Raw genomic sequence first — 22,737 nt, 5'->3', positions numbered from 1 at the left:
CTTAGAAGTTCACGCCGAAGCTGAGCGCAACGAAGTCGCGATCATCCACGGTGGTGTACTTGCCGTCGAAGAAGTTGGTGTAGGCCAGGCTCGCGGTGTAGGTGTTCTGGTATTCGGCATCGACACCCAGGCTCACCGCTTTACGACCTTCCTCGAAGTTGCCGCCAGGGCCAGGCGAGTAACCGCTCACGTCGTGGGACCAGGCCACGTTCGGCTTGAGGTTCACACCGGCGAATACGTCGTTGTATTCCCAGATGGCGCGACCGCGATAACCCCACGACATCGCCGTGGTGAAGCCCTCGTCTTCGCAATTACGGCTGCGGTTGTTGGTTGCAGTACCCGCGCCGGCACCGTTGATGGTGCTGGTGTTGAGGATCGCCGAGCAGGTGTTGAGGCCGCCGGTAGCCGGCAGTTCACCAGGACCGTAGACCGGGTCACGGCCGTAACGGATTTCGGAGCTGCTTTCCAGGCCGCCAACATGGGTCACGCCCACTTCGCCCACCAGGGTCAGACGGCTGGCGCCCATGACCTGATCGAAAAAGTGCGTCAGCGTGGTCTGGAACTGGGTGATTTCCTTGCGGCGATAGCCGTGCAAATCCTGACCCGGTACACCGGGGAGCAGCGAAGCGTTGGCCAAGGCACCGCCCAATGGGCGTACGCCGGCAAACAGGATGTCGGTGGAGTTGAGCTGCACTGGCGCGTTCGGACGGTAGCTGATCTCACCGCTCCACGCCGTACCGGTAGGCAGCGTGGTGGAGAAGCTCAAACCGTAGAGACGGATGTCTTCCGGGTACTCGACGAAGTACTCGGAATTACCGGCGACCACCAGCGGCCCCAGCGCACGGAACGCCGCCGGTAAAGCTGCCACGCCGTTGTAGATCGATTGCGGAGCACCTGTGGCGCTGAAGATCGGCGCCCGGCTGTGGTAGTTCATGAAGTACGCGCCGAACTCGGTGTCGAGCGGATCGAACATGTACTTCAAGGACGCGCCCCACTGGCCGCTGTCCCGCGCATCGCGGTCAGGACCACGACGCACCAGTACACCTTCTTCGTTGACGTCGACGCCCGCGTTGGCCAATGGGCCCAATGCGATGGCCGGAATGGTCGAGCGCTTGTTCAGCACGCGCAGGTTATTGTCGCAACCGTCGGCAATGATGTCCGGCTGGGAGAAAAAGGTGCCGCAGTTATCGACAACTGTCTGGTCCCATTCCAGCTGATAGAAGGCTTCGGCCGACAGATTGTCGGTCAGGCTCTGGGACACGTAGAACATGTTGACCGGGATCAGGCCTTCCTTGACCTCGGCACCGGGACGACGGAACGCGGACACATCGATCGGGTTGATCGAGTTGATGCCGCCGCCGATGAAAGTACTTTCCCCCCAGCTCACGACCTGCTTGCCCAGACGCACGGAACCCGGCTGATCGGCGATGGCGTAATTGTGGTAGACGAAGGCGTCGAGGATCTGGCCGCCGGAGGACTTGGCACCCTCCTTGCGATTGCTGTCGCTGATGTCTTTGAACTCGCGGCTTTCATCCTTGAGTTCGAAGTCGTACCAGTATTTGCCCCGGACGAAGACGCCGGTGTCGCCGTATTTCAATTCAAGGTCATGGATGCCCTTGAAGATCTTCGAGAAGGTTTCGCCGCTCTTGAAGTTGTTGTGACCGTCATCAGAGGTCTGGGACAGGCCGTGGCCCCCGTTATTGACGCCGATGAGGTTTTTGTTGGGGCTCTGAGTAGACCAACTGGCTCCGATCGACAGGGATGAGTCGAATTGACCCTCGATCTCACCGACGTTGAAACTGACGCCGAATGCAGGCCCGGCGAGCGAAGAGGCAAGACTGACCGCCAGGGGCAGTTTCGCCCGGCGCCAGAACTGGTTTACTGATGTCATCGACGCTACTCCATGTGCATTATTGTTATGGCTGAGTACTTTTAAAAACGTTGTGGGTGACCGCAAGCCAAGTGGTTCCGACGTCACGCCAAAGTTGCATCGCCCCGTTTTGTGCGCGCTCCGTTCTTAAAAATTCCTTGAGCGGACTATAGCCAGCAGGTAGTAGTGCTTGATCCCTCTAAAGTGTGATTTGCAGCTGCCGGCCACTCTGGAACAGTCCTTTCGCCAGTCCGACACCTGTCGGCACGGCAAGGATGGCTGAAAATTCGGATTTCACAAGCCAAGCGCTTGCTTGGTGGGTCTGGCGCGCCGTTTTCGGCGCGCCAGATGACGCTTAAAGCGTCGAGAGGAAGGTACTGTTGTTAGCCTGCCATTCGGTGATGTCGACGCGGATGCGCTTCTTGTCGAGTTTGCCGACACTGGTCTTGGGAATTTCAGTAACAATGGCGATCTGGCTCGGGATGGCCCACTTGCTCAAGTGCCCCTGCTCAACGAACGGCTTGAGGTGTTCCTTGAGTTCCTTGGCCCCGATCTCATGCCCTTCCCTGACAACCAACAGCGCAAACGGCCGCTCGCCCCACTGCGGATCGGCGATGCCCACCACTGCTACTTCGCGTACCGCAGGGTGGCGGCTGATCAGGTCTTCCAGGTCCAGGGAGGAGATCCACTCGCCGCCGGTCTTGATCACGTCCTTGATCCGGTCGCGAATGTCGATCACACCCATGCTGTCCAGGGTCGCCACGTCGCCGGTGTGCAACCAGCCTCCGGCCCAGAGCTCTGCGCCTTTCTGCGGCTCGTTGAAATAGCCCTCGGTGAGCCACGGTGCTCGCAGCACCAGTTCGCCCTGGGTCTCGCCATCGGCAGGCAGGAAGTTGCCGTCGGTGTCGACGATCGCCGCCTCGACCAATGGGCCCGGCACACCGGCCTTGATCCGGTAGGTAGTGCGTTCGTCTTCGGTGCCGGCCATCAGCTCATCGTTGAGGTGCGCGCACGATACCAATGGCCCGGTTTCCGACATGCCGTAAGCGGCGGTCAACTGAATGCCTTTGGCTTTGGCCGCTTCATACAGCGCACGGTTGAGCGCACTGCCGCCGATGACGATTTTCCAGCCGCCGAAATCGGTGTTCTGCGCCGCTTTGGCATTGAGGAGCATTTGCAGGATGGTCGGCACGCAGTGGGAAAAGGTCACCTTCTCCTTGCGCCACAACTCCACCAGATACTCGGGATCGTAACGGCCGGGGTAGACCTGCTTGAGCCCGAGCATGGTCGCTACATACGGCAAGCCCCAAGCGTGCACATGGAACATCGGGGTGATCGGCATGTACACATCGTTGGTGCCCAGCAGGCGCACGCTGTCGATGGAACCCATGATGGTCGACACCCCCATGGTGTGCAGCACCAGTTGCCGGTGGGTGAAATACACACCTTTGGGGTTACCCGTGGTGCCGGTGGTGTAGAACGTGGTGGCAACCGAGTTTTCGTCGAAGTCTTCAAAGTCGTATTGCGTGCTGGCGGCAGCCAGCAATTGCTCGTATTCGCCAATCAGGTTCGGCAGGTCGGCGGTTTTTTCCGGCAGGTCGGTCAGCAGCAGGGTTTTCTCCACGGTGGTCAGGTGCCCGGCAATCGCCTTGTACAACCCGACGAACTCGCTGTTGACCAGCACGAAGCGGTCCTCGGCGTGGTTCATGGTGTAGAGAATCTGTTCCGGCGACAGGCGTACGTTGATGGTATGGATCACCGCACCGATCATCGGGATGGCAAACATGCATTCCAGATAGCGATGGCTGTCCCAGTCCATCACTGCCACGGTATCCCCGGCCTTCACGCCAGCGGCCGTCAGCACATTGGCCAGCCGCGCGACCCGCTCGATGAGGGTCGGATAGCTGTAGCGCAATTGATCGCGGTAGATGATCTCGCGGGTTTTTTCGTAACGGGCACCGGACATCAGCAGCCGTTTAATCAACAACGGATACTGGTAAGCGCCCTCGGCTGGGGGGATAACGCGAGTCTGCAACATAAGAGTCCCTTTTCTGACTGCACGGTCTTGGTTTCTAAAGCTAAGCACTCTAGAGCCCTTGAACGCCAGCCAAATCAGCCAAAGGGATGATTTGCACAGCCGTATAAATGCTAGCTTTACGCCAGCATTTGCAGGGATTCGTTTGTATATCTGATGCGCAGCTGAATCAGGCGTAGGAGCTGCCGAAGGCTGCGATCTTTTGGCCCTGAGCGATTTCGATATCGCTGAAGATCAAAAGATCGCAGCCTTCGGCAGCTCCTACAAGGGACCGCGCAGTTCGGCAGAGTAGTGTTTGATCAATGCATCTCGGTGAAGGCGAGTTTCACGCCGATGGCAATCAGCACCGCGCCCATGGTCCGGTCGAACCAGTGGCCCATGCGGGCGAAACCGGCGCGCACGCGTTGCTGGCTGAACAGCATCGCCACCAGGCAGAACCAGACTGCCGTCGCCGCTGCCAGATAAATCCCGTAACCGGCCTGTACCGCCAATGGTGTGTGCGGGTTGATCACCACGGTGAACAGCGACAGGAAAAACAGCGTGGCTTTCGGGTTCAAGCCATTGGTCACGAAGCCCGAGGTGAAAGCGCCCCGCGCGGTGCGTTCGCCAGCCTCCTGATGCAGATCATCAACCACCCGTTTGGCCGGTTGCGCGCGCAAGGCCTTGAAGCCGATGTACAGCAGATACGCGGCGGCGGCCCATTTCAAGGCGTTGAACAGCACGATCGACTGAGACACGATCAGCCCGATACCCAACAGCGAATAACCAACGTGCAGGAAAATCGCCGAGCCGACGCCCAGCGCCGTCCAGGTTCCGGCACGGCGCCCGTGGGTCACGCTCTCACGCACCACCACGGCGAAGTCCGGGCCGGGGCTGGCAACGGCCAGCAGGTGAATCAGGGCAACGGTCAAGAACTCTGTCCAGTACATGAGGACTCCCTTTGGGCAGGCTGATCAATTGAAATTTCCTGGGTGGACGTCACACCCTATGGCATCTGTGAAACCTGTGGCCACCGCCAACCGTAATGCAATCTGTAGGAGCGAGGCTTGCCCGCGAAGAACGAAAACGTGGTGCATCAGATACACCGCGGTGCTTGCTTCGCGGGCAAGCCTCGCTCCTACAGCGAACGCAGCCTTCGGCAGCATGACCCATTGTTTCATCTGGTAGGCTCGGCAGATTACGCCTTCAGTTCAATGCACAAAAGGTACAGTTGATGACGAACTCTCGCCGCGCCGTTTTCCTCGACCATCCGTCCCTGGACCTCGGCGATCTCGATCTCAGTCCGTTGCGTGATTGCTTCAGCGAATTGCAGCTGTTCGCGCAAACCACGCCTGATCAGGTGGTCGAACGCCTCAAGGGCGCCACTGTCGCCATCAGCAACAAAATCCTGATCGATGCGGCGGCCATGGCGGCCAGCCCGGAATTGAAGCTGATCCTGATCACCGCCACCGGCACCAACAACGTCGACCTCGCCGCCGCCCGCGCCCACGGGATCACCGTTTGCAACTGCCAGGGTTACGGCACGCCGTCTGTGGCTCAGCACACGATCATGTTGTTGCTGAATCTGGCGACGCGCCTGGCCGACTATCAAAAGGCGGTCGCCGAAGGTCGCTGGCAACAGGCGAAACAGTTCTGTCTGCTGGATTACCCGATCGTCGAACTCGAAGGCAAAACCCTCGGCCTGCTTGGCCATGGCGAACTGGGCAGTGCCGTGGCGCGGTTGGCCGAGGCGTTCGGCATGCGCGTGTTGCTGGGGCAGATTCCGGGGCGCCCTGCCCGGCCGGATCGTTTGCCGCTGAACGAACTACTGCCGCAAATCGACGCCCTGACCCTGCACTGCCCACTCAACGAACACACTCGCCACTTTATCGGCGCCCGTGAACTGGCCTCGATGAAACCCGGGGCCTTCGTGGTCAACACCGCGCGCGGTGGTTTGATTGACGAGCAAGCATTGGCCGATGCCCTGCGCAACGGTCATCTGGGCGGCGCGGCCACCGACGTGTTGAGCGTCGAACCACCCACTGCGGGCAATCCGCTGCTGGCCCAGGATATTCCACGGCTGATCGTCACCCCGCACAACGCCTGGGGCAGTCGCGAGGCGCGGCAAAGAATCGTTGGCCAGTTGACCGAAAACGCCCAAGGCTACTTCAGCGGTCAAGCGCTGCGGGTCGTCAGTTGATAAACTGCGGCACTTTTTTTCCAGGAGCAGAGTATGGATCCGCGCAGTGAAGTACTGCTTCGTCAGACCGAGTTATTCCAGGGTTCGGTGCTGCTGGCCGGTTTACCCGCCGATGATTTGCTGGGCCGCTTGCCCGATGCCCATGGTTGGTGCTGGCACGCCGGCGATCAAGCAGCGCTGGACGCCCGTTTCGCCGAGCGCAGCCATTTTGGTGTGAATGCGCCGGAGCGCGAGTTCGACAGCGCTGTGGTGTTTCTGCCCAAGTCCAAAGACCTGACCGATTACATCCTCAACGCCCTCGCCTCTCGTTTGGCTGGCCGTGAGTTGTACCTGGTGGGCGAAAAACGCAGTGGTATCGAAGGCGCGGCCAAGCAGTTGAACCCCTTCGGCAAACCCCGCAAGCTCGACAGCGCACGGCATTGCCAGCTCTGGCAAGTCACCGTGGCCAATGCACCAGAAGCCAAGTCACTGGAAAGCCTGGCCCAGGAATATGAACTGCCACTGGCCGAAGGCCCATTGAAAGTCATCAGCCTGCCGGGCGTGTTCAGCCATGGTCGACTGGATCGCGGCAGCGCCCTGTTGCTGGAACATCTGGACAAACTGCCCAGCGGCCACTTGCTGGACTTCGGTTGCGGCGCGGGTGTGTTGGGGGCGGCGGTCAAGCGGCGTTATCCGCACAACCAGGTCACCCTGCTCGATGTGGATGCGTTTGCTGCCGCCAGCAGTCGCCTGACCCTGGCCGCCAACGGCCTGGACGCGGAGGTGCTGACCGGTGACGGCATCGATGCTGCCCCCATGGGTTTGAGCGCGATTCTGAGCAACCCACCGTTCCATGTCGGCGTACACACCGATTACTTCGCCACCGAGAACTTGCTGCGAAAAGCGGCTAAACATCTGAAAAACGGCGGCGAACTTCGGCTGGTAGCGAACAGCTTCCTGAAGTATCAACCGCTGATCGAAGAACATTTGGGCGTGTGTGCAATCAAGGCTGAAGGACAAGGTTTCCGAATCTACCGGGCCAAGCGCGGCTGAAGAGCAAATTTGACATGTAGGAGCCAGCGGTGCGGCGATCCGACTTGCCGGCGAAGGCGTCCTCAAGAGAGCCTTCGCCGGCAAGCCTGGCTCCTACGAAAAGCGCCATTTGGGGCTTGCCCAATCGGATTTGCCTAGGCAGAATCCGCTCCGTCCTAGGGGAGTAGTCTCCCACGAGCGCCATGCTCGTCCGGCATACGTCAACATACTTGGTCAAAAGACCATGGCGTATGCGACCCAAGCGTCCGCATCAGACGGATCGCAGGGTTTGACAAGACCTATGACACGAACACCTTACCCGGGGCGGGAAGGCTGTACGTGTCATAGCCGTGTCGACCCGCCCCTTAGGAAAACCCTGATGATGCTGGACTCTCTACTCGTTCCCACCGCAATCGTTGCCTTGGCCGAAATCGGCGACAAGACGCAACTGCTCGCGCTCATTCTCGCTGCCCGCTTTCGCAAACCCTGGCCGATCATCGCCGGCATCGTCGCCGCGACCCTGGCCAACCATGCGGCAGCCGGTGCGGTAGGCGCCTGGTTCGGCAGTTTCTTCTCGAATGCGACGTTGCACTGGATCCTCGCCGCGAGCTTTACCGCCACGGCCCTGTGGACGCTGGTGCCGGACAAGATGGACGAAGACGAAGCCAGCACCGCCCGCAAATTCGGGCCGTTCCTGACCACGCTGATTGCGTTCTTCCTCGCGGAAATGGGCGACAAGACCCAAGTCGCAACCGTGATGCTCGCGGCGCAATACCCGGACCTGTGGCTGGTGATCATCGGCACAACCGCCGGGATGTTGATTGCTAACGTGCCGGTGGTACTGGCAGGTAACTTTGCGGCAGACAAACTGCCCTTGACCCTGATCCGTCGCCTGGCGGCGTCGGCATTCCTGGTGTTGGCAATTGTTGCGGTGTACAAGGCGATGCAGAGCAGTGGGTGGGTTTGACGCGGTAGGTCGTTAGACCGCGTTATCGTTCTTCGCGGGCAAGCCTCGCTCCTACAGGTTTTCGGTCGATTACATAATGTGTGTACGACCCAAAACCTGTAGGAGCGAGGCTTGCCCGCGAAGGCGTCAGCGGCATCAATACATATCTATCAGGATTTCGATGCTTTCTCATACAACGGCATCACCTTCGGAATCGCCGCCTGCAAGGCAGCAATCCGACTGGCCGACGCCGGGTGAGTGCTCAAGAACTCTGGCGGCGCGCCATTCGAGGCTTTGCTCATTTTGTTCCACAGGGTAATCGCCGCGTTCGGGTTGTACCCCGCGCGAGCGGCCAATTCGAGGCCGATCAAGTCTGCCTCGTTTTCATTGCCGCGACTGTTGGGCAAGGTCATGCCATATTTCGCCACGGTGTCCGCCAGAGCCAGGCCGCCCTCGCCCAGGCCGAACAACGCACCAGCACCCTGCTTGGCCATTTCGATACCGTAAGCCTTGGACATCGCTTCACGACCGTGCTCGCGCAAGGCGTGAGCGATTTCATGGCCGATGATGGCGGCGATTTCGTCGTCGGTGAGTTGCAGGGTGTCGATCAGCCCGGAGTAGAAAATAATCTTGCCGCCAGGCCCGCAAGAGGCATTCAGCTCGTCGCTCTTGATCAGGTTCACTTCCCATTGCCACTGGGCCGAATCCGGACGGAACACCGGCGCCTGGGCAATCAGGCGATTGGAGATCGCCTGAACGCGCTTGGCATTGTTACTGGTTTTGTCCAGCACGCCCTTGCTGTTCGCCTCCCCGACGGTCTTTTGATAAGACTGGGCGTACATCTGGTTGACCTCAGAGGTCGATAACATGCTGAACATGTATTGCTTGCGCTCAACGCCCACGGCCCCACCGCTAGTGGTGTTGACCGACTGACAACCGGCGAGCAGCAGACCTGCGCTCAGTGCACACAAAACCAATGTCTTATTCATCAAGAAGCTCCCTGGAAACATGCCGCGTATCCTAGGTGGGGATTTGTATCGGCGCCAGATACAACGGACGTGTAGCACGTACATTTCAGACAAAGCCCTTATCACCGTAGGAAAAATTTCACATAACAGTGCCCGCCACGGCCGCTCACGGCCAGCAGTGATTCATTTACGACATCCAGCACTCCAAAACAGCCAATTCGTCATGCGTCGTTCATGACCTTCCAGCTTCCTGCCGATACAGCACCGCAGACGTCCTCTTGCGTGCGGAGCACCCATGAAATTCAAGTCGATCCAGTTTTCCGTTGCCGCCCTGGCCGGCGCCATTGTGCTCAGCGTCGTTGCAGCCCTGGTGCTGTATGCGCTGTTTTCCGGCGCCCGGACCCAAGACATGGTCCAGCAACGGACTCAGGCGCAGTTCGAACAAGTCATCGAACAACGCCTGACCTCGCTGGCGCAAACCCAGGTCAGCCAGATCCAGCGCGAACTCGAAGCACCGCTGCTGATTGCCGGCGGGCTGGTTCGCGTCAACGCATTGATCGGTACCCCGGGCGCCGATGGTCAGCCACAGTTGAGCCTGAGCCGTGAGCAACTGATCAGCCTGATCAAGGAAAACGTCGCCCGCAACCCGAAAATTCTCGGCACCTACATCGGTTGGGAAAAAAACGCACTCGACCACAACGATGCGGCCTACCTCGACACTCCAGTAGTCGGCATCGATGCCAGCAACGGCCGTTTCCTGCCGTGGTGGTTCCGCAATGAAGACGGCAGCCTGGGCCTGGACAAACTGGTGGACGTCGACGACCAGAAAACCCTGTCCACCGGCGTGCGCGCCAGCGAGTACTACCTGTGCTCCAAGGAAACCAAAAAATCTTGCGTGATCGATCCGGCGCCCTACAAGGTCGGCGACAAGATCGTCATGCTCGCCTCCTTCATTGAACCGATCATGCTCAATGGCGCGTTCCAGGGCATCGTCGGCGCCGACCTGTCGGTGAACTTCATCCAGGAAATGCTCCTGGGGGCGAATCAGAAACTGTACAGCGGCGCCGGTGAAATGGCCCTGATCGGCGGTAACGGCCGGATCGTCGCCTACACCAAAGACCCGAGCAAATTCGGCGAAAAGGTCAGTGACATTCTCGACAGCAAGCAGATTGCCAACATGGCCAATCTCAAGCGCGGCGAAGTGACTTACACCGTCGACAAAGCCCAAGGCCGGATCGAGTTGTACCTGCCCTTCGGCATCGGCCAGACCGACGCCCGCTGGACCTTGATGCTGCAGCTGCCACTGAATGCGGTGATGGCGGACCTGCAAAAGCTTCAGGGTGATCTGGACGCACAGCGCAAATCCGACACCTTTGGCATGGCCATGGTCGGCCTGTTGATCGCGAGTATCGGTTTGCTGGTGATCTGGCTGGTGGGCCATGGCATTGCTCGCCCGCTCAAGCAAATGGTGGCGATGCTCGACGACATTGCCCAGGGTGAAGGCGACCTGACCCGTCGCCTGACCAGTGACCGCGCCGACGAATTGGGCTCGATCGCCAAAGGCTTCAACACCTTCCTCGCCAAGTTGCAGGCGATGATCACGCAAGTGGTGACGTCGGTGCAGAGCGTCAGTGATTCCTCGGAACACACCGCCGACATCGCCATTCGCACCAACATCGGCGTGCATAAACAAATGGCCGAGATCGATCAGGTCGCGACCGCCGTGCATGAAATGACCGCCACCGCCCAGGATGTCGCGCGCAATGCGACCCAGGCCGCGCAAGCCGCCAGCCATGCGGATCAGGCAGCGGCGCAAGGCATGCAAATCGTCCGGGATACGTCGAATTCAATTGGCGTTTTGGCGGTGGAAATCGGCAAGGCCGTCGGCGTGGTGCAGACCCTGGCCAAGGACAGCGAAAACATCAACGCGATCCTGACGGCCATTCGCGGCATTGCCGAGCAGACCAACCTGTTGGCCTTGAACGCGGCCATCGAAGCCGCCCGTGCCGGTGAGCAGGGCCGTGGGTTTGCAGTGGTGGCCGATGAAGTGCGCAACCTGGCGCAGAAAACCCAAAAGGCCACTGAAGAAATCCAGACCATGATCCAGCACCTGCAACAAGGCACCCGGGATGTGGTGCGGGTCATGGAAGACAGCCAGAACCGCACCGACGAAAGTGTGCAGCACGCGGTGAAAGCGGCCGAGGCGCTGGAAACCATTACCCAGGCGGTGTCGGTGATCAACGATATGAACACCCAGATCGCCAGCGCCGCCGAGGAACAGAGCGCGGTGGCGGACGATATCAACCGTAACGTGATCAACATCGGGCAAGTGGCCAATGAAGTGGCCGGCGGAGCGGATGAATCGAGCGCGGCCAGTGCGGATTTGACCAAGTTGGCGGAGCAGCAGCGGCGGTTGATCAATCAGTTCAAGGTTTGATCAAAGGGCCTATTCGCGGGCAAGCCTCGCTCCTACAGGGAATCACCTACCCGTAGGAGCGAGGCTTGCCCGCGAAGGCGTCAGCACAGACAACTCATCAACCCGGAGTCAAACACTCCGGCCCATTAAGCTTCGGATCATTCACCAGATTCGCCAGCACCCGCTCGCGCAACGCCGCGGGCTCACTGGCCAGCAAGGCCTGCAAGGCATGCAACGGCGTTTCGGGGTCGAGCCAGGCTTGCTGCCCCGCCGCATCGAGAATCAACGGTCGACGCTGGCTCGAAGCCGGCTGGGTGATCACCGCCGTACTCAACCAAACCTGCTCCTGCACCGGATACGCCTCCCAGATTGCCGCAAAGAACAGCGCCGAACCTTCCCCCGGGGTCAGCCAGTACGGACGTTTGCGGGTGGTGCCGCGCCATTCATAGAAACCATTGGCCGGTAGCAGGCAACGACGCAAGCGCAAGGCTTCGCGAAACATCGGCTGTTCGGTAACGGTTTCGGCGCGGGCATGGGCCGGGGTGCGGGACAAGTCGGTCAGCCACGGCGGCGTCAGGCCCCAGCGGGCGCGGGCCAACTCACGTTGCCCGTCTGCGCCGGCACGCAGCATCAACACCGAATCGTTGGGGGAGATATTCCACTGGGCCTGCTGATCGGCGGGGAATCCGGGCAGGGCCGCGAAGGCGGGGTTCCAGCGAAACAGGGCATAACGTCCACACATGGGGCAATACGACTCTTGATCAAACGAACGTCAGCCTAACAGACCAGCGTGCCGGGAAAACTCTCCGGTTCATCGCCGGACAGCGGCAGCGCGGCATTGTACGCGGTGATCAGCTCCCGGGCGTATTCGGCCTGATCGTTATCGACCGATAAGCCCAGCAGGCCGAATATCGGCAATTCCCCGGTGCCGCCGATCAAATCCCGGCCCACCAGATGCGCCTCGATACCCTCGCTGGCGAGCATGCTTTGAAGCAGTTCGCCTTCCATCAGGTTTTCCGGCTCGTAGATTCGCTGCATAGACGCCCCTACTCGTTTTCGCTGAACACTTCGAGATGCCATTCCTCTCCGTCAACCTGTAACACAAACGTTATTGGCCGACAGCACACCTGACAGTCCTCGATATAGGTCTGATCGCCCCCGGAAATATCCACAGACGTCTCAACCTCTTCACCACAATACGGACATACATACTGCGCAGTTTCCAGCATCGCGGTCTCCCAAGTGACTTGTGCGTATAATCGCCGGTCTATTTGCAGGGCTATTTTCGTCTGGCTAACTTTTCAGACCGTGCCCCGTTGGTTTTCGATCAAAACCTTTACTTACCCTAGCCGTTTCTAACAAGAGAGCATGATGGGCGAATTCGATGCCATCCGACCTTACGACGACAGCGAAGTCCCGGCAGTGCTGAACCGGCTGCTCGGCGACAAGGCGTTTCTAGATATCCTCATCCACTTCCGCTTCCCGCGCTATGCCGGTGCCTTTGGCTGGATGCTCAAACCTCTTATAGCGCATCGGCTGCGCCGTGAGTTCGCCGGCATCACGTCGGTGGCCACCTTGCAGGACAAAGTCGAGTTTTACGTTGACCACACCATCGAGCGCGCCACGGACGGGGTGACCTACACCGGCGTGGAGCAATTCAAATCCGGCAGCGCCTACCTGTTCATCGCCAACCACCGCGACATCGTGATGGACCCGGCCTTCGTCAACTACGCCGTGTACCACGCCGGCCTGCCGACCCCACGCATCGCCATTGGCGACAACCTGCTGCAAAAGCCTTTTGTCAGCGATTTGATGCGCCTGAACAAGAGCTTCATCGTGCACCGTTCGATCACTGGTCGCCGGGAAAAAATGGCGGCGTATCAGCTGTTGTCGGCGTACATCAACCACTCGATCCGCAACGACTGCGCCTCGATCTGGATCGCCCAGGCTGAAGGCCGGGCCAAGGACGGCGACGACCGCACCGAGTCGGCGATCCTCAAGATGTTCCACATGAGCCGCAAGGACGAGCCGTTCGGCGAAGTCATCCGCTCGCTGAACCTCACCCCGGTGTCGATCAGCTACGAATATGACCCGTGCGACCAGGCCAAGGCGCGCGAGCTGTACATCCGCGCCACCACCGGCAGCTACACCAAGGTGCCGGGCGAGGATGACGTGAGCATCGCCAAAGGTATCACCGGTTACAAAGGCCGGGTTCACGTGAACTTCGCCGCGCCGATCACCGAATTGTTCGAAGATACCAAGCAATTGGCGATCGAAATGGACAAGCAAATTCTCAGCGGTTATCGGTTGTTCCCGGTGCACTACCTGGCGTATGCGCAGTGGAAAGACGCTGACCCGCAACTACAGGTGCCGAAAGCGGCCGAGGTGTTTGCGGCAGACGAACTGGCCAAGGCTCAGGAAGAATGGCAGCGCCGGCTGGAGGCTTGCCCTGAGGAGCATCGTCCGTTTCTGGTGTTGCAATATGCGACACCGGTGCGCAATCAGTATCGGGTCAAGGCCGGGTTGCCGCTTTAAGCGATTTTGGCTGGATACGACAACGGCGCCTTCGGGCGCCGTTTTTGTTTGTCTTGATGCGACAGGACAGTCAGGCACTGTACTTGTGGCGAGGGAGCTTGCTCCCGCCCGGCTGCGCAGCAGTCGTAAAGTCAGCGCTCGCGGTGCATCTGACACTACCAGGGTGACTGGTTTGGGGCCGCTTCGCAGCCCAGCGGGAGCAAGCTCCCTCGCCACAGGGTCTTGTGTCAGAACTTCAGACGCGAGTACTGATCCACGACACCAGCAACGCCATCCCGAGGCAGGCGAAACCGAAGCGGTAGAAAAACCGGTTCATGCGCAGGGTCGCCCAATCCAGTGTTGGCTCTTCGCTGGGACGACTTTGGCGCTGCGCCTCGATACTGGCCAGTGCGCGCTGTTCGCGGCGACGGGTGGCGTGCAGTAACCAGCTGCCCGGGAAGGCGAACAGCAAGGCCAGCAAATTGATCAATTTGGCGGGATGAGCAGTAAGAAGCGAAATCAATTGCAGCGACATCACAAACCTCAGGCAAACCGGTGTAGCAGACGCCGGACCGACGACCACGGCGCGGATTCTACCGAAACTGCCCCAACCTGCCCCGGCTTTCCGACAAATAACGAAACCATTTAGCCGATTGCTGTCCTGCGTCATGGCACCGTCATTTGAATCCGCCAGTCTGTCGCCCTCGAAACCGACACGGACTCCGTCATGCTCCACGCCGAAAACCAGGACCGCCTCTACCTCATTGCCCAAAGCGACGAACAACAAACCTTAGTCGGCAGCCTCGCCTTCAACGTACAGGACCGGCATTGGCTGGTGTATTGCGCGCTGGGTGGGCATCAACATGCGGATTTGCCGGAAACGGATTTGCTGACGGGGGTGAGTGTTCTGGATTTTTATTCGCAGGCGGCTTGAGCGTCGCGCCCTGTAGGAGCGAGGCTTGCCCGCGAAGGCTTTCTCACATTCAACGTGGATGCTGCCTGACACACCGCCATCGCGAGCAGGCTCGCTCCCACAATTGAATGTGTGCATCTGCGAGAGATTGGTTGGCTGTCAGGCCGTCTTCGCGGGCAGCCTCGCTCCTACAGGTGAAATCACGAGCAGGTTCGCTCCCACGATGAATCTGCAGGCACAAAAAACCCGGCGCCATCACTGACACCGGGTTCTTTAAACAAGCCGCGAATCGTTACTCGGCAAGCACCTGACCAATCGTCGGGTCCTTGAACAAGCGGGTCAACGCATCACTCAACACATCACTGACCAGCTTGGTATTGGTTTCCTGATTCGGCGCCATGCCAAAACGCTGATCGAGCGACGCACCGTAGCGACCGCTGTAACGACGGTTGGCATTCTGCACATCCGAACGGAACGTCGCGCCAATCGTTGCCTCAGTCACATACAGGCCTTCCTTGGGCGACTGATACTTCAGCTCAGCCAGGGTCACCGTCAATTGCGGTGCATTCAGCGCATTGGCCGTCGGGGTAAAGCCCAGCAAGCGCACGGCCGCTTCAGCCTGAGCCTGCAACTTCGGCAGAATCTGCGCGCCCTGCACGGTGATTGCACTGGTCTCCGGATACAGGCCACCACGAGTTCCCAAGGTTGGCGATGGACGACCATCCACCACACGCACCACCACCGGCTGACCACGGCCGACCGGCGCCAGCTGAGCCGTCAGCTTGGGTTCCGGGTTCAGTTGTTGCGGGCTGTGGGCGCAGCCGACGAGGGTCAAACTGGTCACAGTGATCAAACCGAACAACAGGCGTTGCAACATGCTCTTCTCTCCAGAATCAGGCACAAACAGACCCGCAGTATAGCGGTGCGCCACTGCGGCGAACTAGCTTCGCACAACGATTACTGAAATCTCTGACAAACCCGGCCCAGCGCGGTTCCTGTCACACATCTGTCACCGACCTTACACATGCACGTCATCGCTCACTGGCAACCTTCATAGCAGTCACCCCACAAGGTACTTTGCCATGCGTTTTCTCATCTCAATGTTCGCGCCACGCCCACTGCATCGCTGCTTTGCCCTGCTCGACCGCGATGGTCGCTGCCAGGCGTTCAAACAGTGCAGCCTGCAGCCCATGGGCGATGGCTGGGTCGAAATCGAAGAAATCCGCCTCAACTGGCTGCACCATCCCCTGCCCGCCAGCGCCCGTGTCAGCCAGCGCCAGCCACGTGCGCGTGCGCAACAACTGTTGACCACCTGACCGGACGCCTAATAAAAGTCATTAAACACGACCATTTCCCTGCGTTTCTTAGATACAATCTCCCCCCGATTATAAGGACGTCTCCTGATCGGGCCTCGCAGCATCGTCAATGCCTCGGTATTGACACCCCCGCACCGCCCACAGAGAGCCGCCCACACAGATCGAGTGAAGCTGGCGCGCTTGCTGTTCCCTAAGCAAAAACACCACTTTTCGCGAATCTGCAGAGCTGTCATTACGCTCGGTTACTGAGCTGTTTGCCCGTTTTGCTTGTCATGTATCCCATGGCGGCAATCCATCCGGGCACGGTGCCCGGCTGGGACAGCCCTTTTTTGAGGTTCACGTCTTCAAAAGAGCGTGAAAAAAACGGGTTTTCACAACTTCACAAGAGTGTGGCGAGCAAATGAATAGTTTTGCGTCTGAACATGCACCATTAGCGTCTACAACAGCCCAACGACACAGGACCGAGTATTCCTCGAACACCGGAGCCTGAAGCCTGTCCGCTACGGATTTGGTTGCACAAACGGATGTCTCGACCATAAGTCGAATTGCCAGCCGCGTGCCGAAATGAGTTCATGTGACTCTTGAAGCCAGGCCGCATGCATCCGTCGAAGTTGCAAAAAATTGCGAAGATTCGGACATGGCGATCCTGGCCATGGGTACCTGGGGCATCACTGACATCGCCCCGGAACGCCTGGCAGCTATGCCGACAATTTGGTGCTGCAGATTTTGGAGACGCGTTAAATGGCGCATAACGAAGCAGTCGACGTAGTACTGGTTGGGGCCGGCATCATGAGTGCCACCCTTGCGGTACTGCTCAAAGAGCTCGACCCCGCGATCAAGCTGGAAGTCGTCGAGCTGATGGATTCCGGTGCTGCGGAGAGTTCCAATCCGTGGAACAACGCCGGTACCGGTCACGCCGGGCTGTGTGAGCTGAACTACACGCCGCAGGCCGCCGACGGCACCGTCGACATCAAGAAAGCCGTGCATATCAACACCCAGTTCGAGGTGTCGAAGCAGTTCTGGTCCTACCTGACCAAGAAAGGCACATTCGGCTCGTGCAAGTCGTTCATCAGCCCGGTACCGCACCTGAGCTTCGTGCAGGGCGACGACGGCGTCTCCTTCCTCAAGGAACGTTTCAAGACGCTGAGCAAACATCACGCCTTCTCGGACATGGAATACACCGAAGACAAGGCCAAAATGGCCGAGTGGATGCCGTTGATGATGCCGGGCCGCGCGCCTGACGAAGTCCTCGCCGCCACCCGCGTGATGAACGGTACCGACGTCAACTTCGGCGCCTTGACCAACCAATTGCTCACGCACCTGACCAGCGCACCCGATGCCCAGGTCAAGTACTGCAAGCGTGTCACCGACCTGAAGCGCAATAACGGCGGCTGGACTGTCAGCATCAAGGACGTCAATACCGGCAACAGCCGTGAAGTCGACGCCAAGTTCGTGTTCCTCGGCGCTGGCGGTGCGGCATTGCCCCTGTTGCAAGCCTCGGGCATCGAAGAAAGCAAAGGCTTCGGCGGCTTCCCGATCAGCGGCCAATGGCTGCGTTGCGACAACCCGGAAGTGGTCAAGCACCACCAGGCCAAGGTCTACAGCCAGGCCGCCGTTGGTTCGCCACCGATGTCCGTGCCGCACTTGGACACCCGTGTGGTCGATGGCAAGAAGTCCCTGCTGTTCGGACCTTACGCCGGTTTCACCACCAAGTTCCTCAAGCACGGTTCGTTCATGGACCTGCCGATGTCGGTCCGCGCCGGCAACATCGGCCCGATGCTGGCCGTGGCCAAAAACAACATGGACCTGACCAAGTACCTGGTCAGCGAAGTGATGCAGTCGATGGAACAGCGCCTGGAATCCCTGCGTCGTTTCTACCCTGAAGCGAAAGCCGAAGACTGGCGCCTGGAAGTGGCTGGCCAACGGGTGCAGATCATCAAGAAAGACCCGAAGAAAGGCGGCGTTCTGCAGTTCGGTACCGAACTGGTCGCAGCCAAGGACGGTTCGCTTGCAGCCCTGCTCGGCGCCTCGCCAGGCGCTTCGGTGACTGTTTCGATCATGCTTGAGCTGATCGAAAAATGCTTCCCGAACAAAGCCTCCGGTGAATGGGCTGCCAAGCTGGCGGAAATCTTCCCGGCTCGGGAAAAAGTCCTGGAAACCGACGCTGCGCTGTATCGCAAGATCAATGCGCACAACAACGTCGCGCTGGAACTGGTTGAAGCCAGTAACGAGACCGAAAGCTACGCTTGATTCGGCCGCATAAAAAACGCCCCGTCCTCATTGAGGGTGGGGCGTTTTTTTGTGCCGTCTGTAGGAGCCAGGCTTGCCGGCGAAGGCATCCTTGAGATCGCTTTCGCCGGCAAGCCGTGCTCCTACAGGTATGGGTTAGCCGCGAGCTTTGTCGATCAACTCGATGTACTCGGCCGCGTTGCGTTGATCCTGAATCAGGGCAACGAAGTCATTGCCGTGCACATCCTTGCCATCCAGATCCAGACCAGCTTCAACAAAGAACGTCAGAAAACGCTCGAAGTCATCGATACGCAGGCCACGGTAGGCCTTGATCAGTTTGTGCAGCGACGGTGAAGTGGCGTCGACCGGCTCAAAATCGAGGAACAGCTTGATCTGTGCATCGCCGATCTCGTCACCAATCACTTGCTTCTTATCTTTACGCATTGCCGACTCCAGCTCGCAGACATTTCACGGGGCGGGCAGTTTACCCCTGCCCGGGCGTAAGGCTCAACGCGGACGAACGCTGCCAGTGTGCAGATCGGCCCAGATATGGCCGTTGGCGTAGCTGAGGAACTGGCAATACACCGTGTCGTTGCGCAACAAGTCGATCACCACCCGGTATTGGGCGAGCGGGTAATAGAGGGTCAAGGTTTTGCTTTTTTCGTCGTAGATAGGCTTCTTCAGGCTTTTGCTTTCGCCATCGAAGTTGACCAGCACCTGGCTGATGGTCGCGCCCTTGTTCAAGGATTTGCCCTTGAGGCGGATCAGCAATGGCGATGTGACCGGGATCGGCTGCTGGTTGGACTGGCGCTGGCTGCCGATCACCACCGAATAGTCGGTGACCTGCAACAGTTGCTGCTGCTCGGGCTCGGCGTCGCGCAGGGTCAAGTCGTCCGGAGGCAAAAACTGCGAATGCATTGGCGACGGGGCTGCGGCCAGGGGCAGGCTGAGGGTCAGCAACAGGACGACGCAGCTGCGGATCAAAAGGCTCATGACAGGCTCCGGAGGCGGGGCCGAGCACTCTAGCACGATGATCAATCAGGCAAATAACCGATCCAGATCAAAACTCTGGAACACAAGGCCGGGCATACTGAAAGAGCTTTCAGCCCTATTTCGACGGTGCGCCGTCTACTGTGGAGTCCCCATGTCATTCTCCATGCCCCCATTATTCGCCGCCTGGCGTCAGACCTGGCGCGCAGGTTATAGCCTCAGACGTTTGCGCGGCGATATCAGCGCCGGGGTGACGGTCGGGATTATCGCCATCCCTCTGGCCATGGCCCTGGCGATTGCGGTGGGGGTAGCGCCCCAGCAAGGTCTGTATACAGTGCTGATCGCCGCCCCCCTGATCGCCCTGACGGGAGGCTCGCGCTTCAACGTCAGCGGGCCGACAGCCGCGTTCGTGGTGATATTGCTGCCGATCACCCAACAATATGGTCTGGGTGGCCTGCTGCTTTGCACCATGCTTGCCGGGGTAATCCTGATTGCCTTGGGGCTGATTCGGGCCGGACGGCTGATTCAGTACATCCCTTACCCAGTGACCCTGGGCTTTACCGCGGGGATCGGCATTGTCATCGCCACCCTCCAATTGAAGGATTTGCTGGGCCTGACTACCGCCGGGCATGCCGAACATTACATCGAGCAACTAGGTGCGCTGCTCCAGGCGTTACCCAGCGCCCGCCTGGGGGACGGGATCATCGGTGCTATGTGCCTGGGAGTCCTGATCGTCTGGCCGCGCTTTGTGCCGAGGATTCCGGGGCATCTGGTGGCACTGGCCGTCGGCGCATTGCTGGGGGTGGCACTGGAAAGCGGCGGGTTACCGGTTGCGACGCTGGGGGAGCGCTTCAGCTATATCGTCGATGGCGTCAGCCATCCCGGCATACCGCCGTTTCTGCCGGGCTTCGACTGGCCGTGGAATCTGCCGGGGCCCAATGGTCAGCCGCTGCATTTGTCTTATGACCTGATTCACCAATTAATGGCGCCAGCGTTCGCCATCGCCATGCTCGGCGCCATCGAATCGTTGTTGTGCGCGGTGGTGGCCGATGGCATGACGGGTAGCAAACACGACCCCAACGCCGAACTTCTGGGTCAAGGCCTGGGCAATCTGGTCGCACCGTTGTTCGGGGGCATCACCGCCACTGCCGCGATTGCCCGTAGCGCCACCAACGTGCGCAGCGGGGCGTTTTCGCCATTGGCGGCAATTATCCACAGTGCTGTGGTGCTGCTGGCGATACTCGTCCTCGCCCCGCTGTTCAGCTATTTGCCCATGGCAGCGCTGGCGGCATTGCTGGTGATGGTGGCGTGGAACATGAGCGAAGCCCGGCACGTCATGCACACCTTGCGCATCGCACCGCGCAGCGATGTGCTGGTCTTGCTGACCTGCCTGAGCCTGACGGTGCTGTTCGACATGGTGCTGGCCGTCGCCGTCGGCCTGCTGCTGGCCGCCGGGTTGTTCATCAAACGCATGAGCGATCTCACGGACACCGCCGAGCTGCCTCGCGAGTTCCATCAAGCCTTACAGGATATGCCGGAGCATGTTCGTTGCTATGCGATACGCGGGCCGCTGTTTTTCGGCGCTGCGGAAAAAGCCTTGGGCGTGCTACGTAAATTCAGCCCGGAGGTCAAAGTAGTGATCGTCGAGATGAGTGCCGTGCCCATGCTGGACATGACAGCACTGGCTGCCTTCGACAATATCCTCAGGGATTACCGCACCGACGGTATCGGCCTGATTCTGGTCGGGACCGCTCCACGGGTGCGCCTGAAACTCAGGCGCGCGGGCATCCATCGGGAACAGCGACAGTTGGCCTACGTGAATAATCTGGAACAGGCTCAACGCAAAAGCGAACAATGGCTCGCCGGGCAGGATTGAGCGCGCAGTTCGAGCGAATTGCGCACGCATCCAGGTATGAGGCCTTGCATTCGAGCTTCAACGTGCCTGGCGGCCAATCGCCCCCCAGACAGTCACCCCGCTTACATGCCTTTAACGGCAAAAATCCCGTTGGCGTTACGCCAGTAGCCTTTGTAGTCCATGCCGTAACCGAAGATGTAACGATCGATGCACGGCAGGCCGACGAAATCGGCTTTCAGGTCCGGGCGAGCCTTACGGTCGTGGTCCTTGTCGATCAGCACGGCAGTGTGCACGGCGCGGGCGCCAGCGTGTTTGCAGAAGTCGATGATCGCGCCCAGGGTGTGACCTTCGTCGAGGATGTCGTCGATGATCAGCACGTCTCGGTCGATGAACGAAACTTCCGGCTTGGCTTTCCAGAACAGGTCGCCGCCGCTGGTTTCGTTGCGATAACGGGTGGCGTGCAGGTAGGACGCTTCCAGCGGGAAGTTCAGATGCGTCAGCAGCTTGCCGGAGAAAATCAGCCCGCCGTTCATCACGCAGAACACCACCGGGTTACGTTCAGCCAGCTGATCGTTGATTTGTGCACCGACGCGGGCGATGGCCGCCTCGACTTCAGCTTCGGTGTACAGGCAGTCAGCCTCTCGCATGATTTGACGGATATGCTCGAGATCAGCGGACATGGCGCTCTCCAAGGGGGTTTTAGGGGGAGGGACGGATTCGGAAAAGCGGGCAAAGGTACGCATCAAGCGAGGCCAGATCAAGCGTTTGTGGACTAACGTTCTGGATGTCTATAGGACAACACCCTCGGATAGATTAATCTAGGCCGGTTTTTTTGCCCGCCGCCGGAGCCTTTCCCATGCCCATCCTCGAGATCCGCCATCCGCTGATCCGTCATAAACTTGGCCTTATGCGCCGCGCCGACATTAGCACGAAGAATTTCCGTGAGCTCGCTCAGGAAGTCGGTGCCCTGCTGACCTATGAAGCCACCAAAGACTTGCCGCTGGAAAGCTACGACATCGAAGGCTGGTGCGGCACGGTGTCGGTCGAGAAAATCGCCGGCAAGAAGATTACCGTGGTACCGATCCTGCGCGCCGGTATCGGCATGCTCGAAGGCGTGCTGAGCCTGATCCCGGGCGCCAAAGTCAGCGCCGTGGGCGTGGCCCGCAACGAGAAAACCCTCGAAGCCCACACCTACCTTGAGAAACTGGTGCCGGAAATCGACGAGCGTCTGGCGATGATCATCGACCCGATGCTCGCCACTGGTGGCTCGATGGTCGCCACTATCGACCTGCTGAAAAAGGCCGGTTGCAAGGACATCCGCGCGATGGTCCTGGTGGCTGCCCCTGAAGGCATCGCCGCGGTGGAGAAGGCTCACCCGGACGTGACCATCTACACCGCCTCCATTGACCAGAAACTGAACGAACACGGTTACATCATCCCAGGCCTGGGCGATGCCGGTGACAAGATCTTCGGCACCAAGCAGAAGGACGCTTGA

Annotated in this window: 22 protein-coding genes, 1 pseudogene and 1 riboswitch; of the genes and pseudogenes, 11 read left to right on the top strand and 12 right to left on the bottom strand. The window is 59.5% G+C overall.

All coding sequences use genetic code 11. The features are described from left to right. Position 1 precedes the first annotated feature (1 nt). The 3 genes from ACIPLA_RS23620 to ACIPLA_RS23610 all read right to left on the bottom strand — a co-directional run bounded on the left by ACIPLA_RS23620 (position 2) and on the right by ACIPLA_RS23610 (position 4,834). Entirely contained in the window at positions 2-1,891 is a 1,890-nt protein-coding gene (locus ACIPLA_RS23620; RefSeq protein ID WP_008072128.1) for a DUF1302 domain-containing protein, read from the bottom strand. A 334-nt stretch (positions 1,892-2,225) separates the two neighbouring features. Continuing rightward, positions 2,226-3,908 carry a fatty acid--CoA ligase gene (locus ACIPLA_RS23615; protein WP_218399367.1) on the bottom strand — a complete coding sequence of 561 codons (1,683 nt, stop codon included), beginning with the start codon at positions 3,906-3,908 and terminating at the stop codon, positions 2,226-2,228. Positions 3,909-4,204: 296 nt separating this feature from the next. Further along, a complete protein-coding gene (locus ACIPLA_RS23610) occupies positions 4,205-4,834 on the bottom strand; it encodes a LysE family translocator (RefSeq protein ID WP_218399366.1) in 630 nt (209 codons plus the stop codon). A gap of 284 nt (positions 4,835-5,118) precedes the next feature. Between ACIPLA_RS23610 and ACIPLA_RS23605 the strand changes: the two genes are divergently transcribed. From ACIPLA_RS23605 to ACIPLA_RS23595, 3 genes are all read left to right on the top strand, one after another. Then, the gene (locus tag ACIPLA_RS23605) at positions 5,119-6,084 is read left to right on the top strand and encodes a 2-hydroxyacid dehydrogenase (protein WP_401176401.1); all 966 of its coding nucleotides are present in this window, start codon (positions 5,119-5,121) and stop codon (positions 6,082-6,084) included. A 33-nt stretch (positions 6,085-6,117) separates the two neighbouring features. Continuing rightward, on the top strand, positions 6,118-7,116 hold the full coding sequence (locus ACIPLA_RS23600; protein ID WP_218399364.1) for a class I SAM-dependent methyltransferase: 999 nt from the start codon (positions 6,118-6,120) through the stop codon (positions 7,114-7,116). A 146-nt stretch (positions 7,117-7,262) separates the two neighbouring features. Continuing rightward, positions 7,263-7,385: riboswitch (yybP-ykoY riboswitch) on the top strand. A 92-nt stretch (positions 7,386-7,477) separates the two neighbouring features. Beyond that, on the top strand, positions 7,478-8,062 hold the full coding sequence (locus ACIPLA_RS23595) for a TMEM165/GDT1 family protein (RefSeq protein WP_192345615.1): 585 nt from the start codon (positions 7,478-7,480) through the stop codon (positions 8,060-8,062). 149 nt (positions 8,063-8,211) lie between these two features. On the opposite strand, the gene ACIPLA_RS23590 is transcribed toward ACIPLA_RS23595, so the two are convergent. Then, positions 8,212-9,030 (bottom strand): M48 family metallopeptidase, encoded by an 819-nt coding sequence (locus tag ACIPLA_RS23590; RefSeq protein ID WP_218399363.1) that lies wholly within the window; start codon positions 9,028-9,030, stop codon positions 8,212-8,214. Positions 9,031-9,304: 274 nt separating this feature from the next. Between ACIPLA_RS23590 and ACIPLA_RS23585 the strand changes: the two are divergent. Together ACIPLA_RS23585 and ACIPLA_RS23580 are read left to right on the top strand one after the other, a co-directional pair. Then, positions 9,305-10,591, top strand: a pseudogene (locus tag ACIPLA_RS23585) (HAMP domain-containing protein); the annotation flags it as partial. Between the two features lie 12 nt (positions 10,592-10,603). Further along, positions 10,604-11,446, top strand: a complete 843-nt coding sequence (locus tag ACIPLA_RS23580; protein WP_371317181.1) for a methyl-accepting chemotaxis protein — start codon at positions 10,604-10,606, stop codon at positions 11,444-11,446. 97 nt (positions 11,447-11,543) lie between these two features. Here the strand turns inward: ACIPLA_RS23580 and ACIPLA_RS23575 are convergent, their stop codons facing one another. From ACIPLA_RS23575 to ACIPLA_RS23565, 3 genes are read right to left on the bottom strand one after another with little or no spacing between them, the layout of a single operon-like run. Then, complete coding sequence (locus ACIPLA_RS23575) at positions 11,544-12,167, bottom strand: SOS response-associated peptidase (protein WP_401176397.1); 624 nt, start codon at positions 12,165-12,167, stop codon at positions 11,544-11,546. A 35-nt stretch (positions 12,168-12,202) separates the two neighbouring features. Next, positions 12,203-12,463, bottom strand: a complete 261-nt coding sequence (locus tag ACIPLA_RS23570) for a putative signal transducing protein (RefSeq protein ID WP_123501271.1) — start codon at positions 12,461-12,463, stop codon at positions 12,203-12,205. An 8-nt stretch (positions 12,464-12,471) separates the two neighbouring features. Further along, a complete protein-coding gene (locus ACIPLA_RS23565) occupies positions 12,472-12,654 on the bottom strand; it encodes a CPXCG motif-containing cysteine-rich protein (protein ID WP_401176393.1) in 183 nt (60 codons plus the stop codon). A 139-nt stretch (positions 12,655-12,793) separates the two neighbouring features. Between ACIPLA_RS23565 and ACIPLA_RS23560 the strand changes: the two genes are divergently transcribed. Beyond that, complete coding sequence (locus ACIPLA_RS23560; protein WP_123501275.1) at positions 12,794-13,960, top strand: 1-acyl-sn-glycerol-3-phosphate acyltransferase; 1,167 nt, start codon at positions 12,794-12,796, stop codon at positions 13,958-13,960. Between the two features lie 235 nt (positions 13,961-14,195). Here ACIPLA_RS23560 and ACIPLA_RS23555 read toward each other — a convergent pair whose 3' ends face one another. Then, positions 14,196-14,474 carry a hypothetical protein gene (locus ACIPLA_RS23555; RefSeq protein ID WP_401176388.1) on the bottom strand — a complete coding sequence of 93 codons (279 nt, stop codon included), beginning with the start codon at positions 14,472-14,474 and terminating at the stop codon, positions 14,196-14,198. Positions 14,475-14,666: 192 nt separating this feature from the next. Between ACIPLA_RS23555 and ACIPLA_RS23550 the strand changes: the two genes are divergently transcribed. Then, positions 14,667-14,873: a hypothetical protein gene (locus ACIPLA_RS23550; protein ID WP_018929592.1), complete on the top strand. Its 207-nt coding sequence runs from the start codon at positions 14,667-14,669 to the stop codon at positions 14,871-14,873. Between the two features lie 271 nt (positions 14,874-15,144). On the opposite strand, the gene ACIPLA_RS23545 is transcribed toward ACIPLA_RS23550, so the two are convergent. After that, positions 15,145-15,729 carry a YajG family lipoprotein gene (locus ACIPLA_RS23545; RefSeq protein ID WP_007905851.1) on the bottom strand — a complete coding sequence of 195 codons (585 nt, stop codon included), beginning with the start codon at positions 15,727-15,729 and terminating at the stop codon, positions 15,145-15,147. A gap of 205 nt (positions 15,730-15,934) precedes the next feature. Here ACIPLA_RS23545 and ACIPLA_RS23540 point away from each other — a divergent pair, with 205 nt between their 5' ends. Then, positions 15,935-16,168 carry a hypothetical protein gene (locus ACIPLA_RS23540; RefSeq protein WP_008012002.1) on the top strand — a complete coding sequence of 78 codons (234 nt, stop codon included), beginning with the start codon at positions 15,935-15,937 and terminating at the stop codon, positions 16,166-16,168. A gap of 741 nt (positions 16,169-16,909) precedes the next feature. Beyond that, on the top strand, positions 16,910-18,418 hold the full coding sequence (gene mqo, locus ACIPLA_RS23535; protein ID WP_218399358.1) for a malate dehydrogenase (quinone): 1,509 nt from the start codon (positions 16,910-16,912) through the stop codon (positions 18,416-18,418). 135 nt (positions 18,419-18,553) lie between these two features. On the opposite strand, the gene ACIPLA_RS23530 is transcribed toward mqo, so the two are convergent. Beyond that, complete coding sequence (locus ACIPLA_RS23530) at positions 18,554-18,841, bottom strand: PA4642 family protein (protein ID WP_218399357.1); 288 nt, start codon at positions 18,839-18,841, stop codon at positions 18,554-18,556. Between the two features lie 63 nt (positions 18,842-18,904). Continuing rightward, on the bottom strand, positions 18,905-19,390 hold the full coding sequence (locus tag ACIPLA_RS23525; RefSeq protein WP_401176382.1) for a hypothetical protein: 486 nt from the start codon (positions 19,388-19,390) through the stop codon (positions 18,905-18,907). A gap of 151 nt (positions 19,391-19,541) precedes the next feature. Here ACIPLA_RS23525 and dauA point away from each other — a divergent pair, with 151 nt between their 5' ends. Then, positions 19,542-21,263, top strand: coding sequence for a C4-dicarboxylic acid transporter DauA (gene dauA, locus ACIPLA_RS23520; protein ID WP_218399355.1), 1,722 nt, complete (start codon positions 19,542-19,544; stop codon positions 21,261-21,263). Positions 21,264-21,364: 101 nt separating this feature from the next. On the opposite strand, the gene ACIPLA_RS23515 is transcribed toward dauA, so the two are convergent. Beyond that, a complete protein-coding gene (locus tag ACIPLA_RS23515) occupies positions 21,365-21,922 on the bottom strand; it encodes a hypoxanthine-guanine phosphoribosyltransferase (RefSeq protein WP_052965782.1) in 558 nt (185 codons plus the stop codon). A gap of 176 nt (positions 21,923-22,098) precedes the next feature. On the opposite strand from ACIPLA_RS23515, the gene upp reads away from it, so the two are divergent. After that, complete coding sequence (upp, locus tag ACIPLA_RS23510; protein WP_218399354.1) at positions 22,099-22,737, top strand: uracil phosphoribosyltransferase; 639 nt, start codon at positions 22,099-22,101, stop codon at positions 22,735-22,737.

Origin of the sequence: Pseudomonas sp. NPDC086112 (assembly GCF_044746425.1) — a bacterium.
Lineage (GTDB): Bacteria > Pseudomonadota > Gammaproteobacteria > Pseudomonadales > Pseudomonadaceae > Aquipseudomonas.
The sequence above is the reverse complement of the archived record's forward strand: the minus strand, read 5'-3'. Positions and strand labels throughout refer to the sequence as shown.

Excerpts from the sequence above, each read along its gene's own strand:
- ACIPLA_RS23620 (WP_008072128.1), bottom strand. The coding sequence starts at position 1,891 with ATGACATCAGTAAACCAGTTCTGGCGCCGGGCGAAACTGCCCCTGGCG.
- ACIPLA_RS23615 (WP_218399367.1), bottom strand. The coding sequence starts at position 3,908 with ATGTTGCAGACTCGCGTTATCCCCCCAGCCGAGGGCGCTTACCAGTAT.
- ACIPLA_RS23610 (WP_218399366.1), bottom strand. The coding sequence starts at position 4,834 with ATGTACTGGACAGAGTTCTTGACCGTTGCCCTGATTCACCTGCTGGCC.
- ACIPLA_RS23605 (WP_401176401.1), top strand. The coding sequence starts at position 5,119 with ATGACGAACTCTCGCCGCGCCGTTTTCCTCGACCATCCGTCCCTGGAC.
- ACIPLA_RS23600 (WP_218399364.1), top strand. The coding sequence starts at position 6,118 with ATGGATCCGCGCAGTGAAGTACTGCTTCGTCAGACCGAGTTATTCCAG.
- ACIPLA_RS23595 (WP_192345615.1), top strand. The coding sequence starts at position 7,478 with ATGCTGGACTCTCTACTCGTTCCCACCGCAATCGTTGCCTTGGCCGAA.
- ACIPLA_RS23590 (WP_218399363.1), bottom strand. The coding sequence starts at position 9,030 with ATGAATAAGACATTGGTTTTGTGTGCACTGAGCGCAGGTCTGCTGCTC.
- ACIPLA_RS23580 (WP_371317181.1), top strand. The coding sequence starts at position 10,604 with ATGATCACGCAAGTGGTGACGTCGGTGCAGAGCGTCAGTGATTCCTCG.
- ACIPLA_RS23575 (WP_401176397.1), bottom strand. The coding sequence starts at position 12,167 with ATGTGTGGACGTTATGCCCTGTTTCGCTGGAACCCCGCCTTCGCGGCC.
- ACIPLA_RS23570 (WP_123501271.1), bottom strand. The coding sequence starts at position 12,463 with ATGCAGCGAATCTACGAGCCGGAAAACCTGATGGAAGGCGAACTGCTT.
- ACIPLA_RS23565 (WP_401176393.1), bottom strand. The coding sequence starts at position 12,654 with ATGCTGGAAACTGCGCAGTATGTATGTCCGTATTGTGGTGAAGAGGTT.
- ACIPLA_RS23560 (WP_123501275.1), top strand. The coding sequence starts at position 12,794 with ATGATGGGCGAATTCGATGCCATCCGACCTTACGACGACAGCGAAGTC.
- ACIPLA_RS23555 (WP_401176388.1), bottom strand. The coding sequence starts at position 14,474 with ATGTCGCTGCAATTGATTTCGCTTCTTACTGCTCATCCCGCCAAATTG.
- ACIPLA_RS23550 (WP_018929592.1), top strand. The coding sequence starts at position 14,667 with ATGCTCCACGCCGAAAACCAGGACCGCCTCTACCTCATTGCCCAAAGC.
- ACIPLA_RS23545 (WP_007905851.1), bottom strand. The coding sequence starts at position 15,729 with ATGTTGCAACGCCTGTTGTTCGGTTTGATCACTGTGACCAGTTTGACC.
- ACIPLA_RS23540 (WP_008012002.1), top strand. The coding sequence starts at position 15,935 with ATGCGTTTTCTCATCTCAATGTTCGCGCCACGCCCACTGCATCGCTGC.
- mqo (WP_218399358.1), top strand. The coding sequence starts at position 16,910 with ATGGCGCATAACGAAGCAGTCGACGTAGTACTGGTTGGGGCCGGCATC.
- ACIPLA_RS23530 (WP_218399357.1), bottom strand. The coding sequence starts at position 18,841 with ATGCGTAAAGATAAGAAGCAAGTGATTGGTGACGAGATCGGCGATGCA.
- ACIPLA_RS23525 (WP_401176382.1), bottom strand. The coding sequence starts at position 19,390 with ATGAGCCTTTTGATCCGCAGCTGCGTCGTCCTGTTGCTGACCCTCAGC.
- dauA (WP_218399355.1), top strand. The coding sequence starts at position 19,542 with ATGTCATTCTCCATGCCCCCATTATTCGCCGCCTGGCGTCAGACCTGG.
- ACIPLA_RS23515 (WP_052965782.1), bottom strand. The coding sequence starts at position 21,922 with ATGTCCGCTGATCTCGAGCATATCCGTCAAATCATGCGAGAGGCTGAC.
- upp (WP_218399354.1), top strand. The coding sequence starts at position 22,099 with ATGCCCATCCTCGAGATCCGCCATCCGCTGATCCGTCATAAACTTGGC.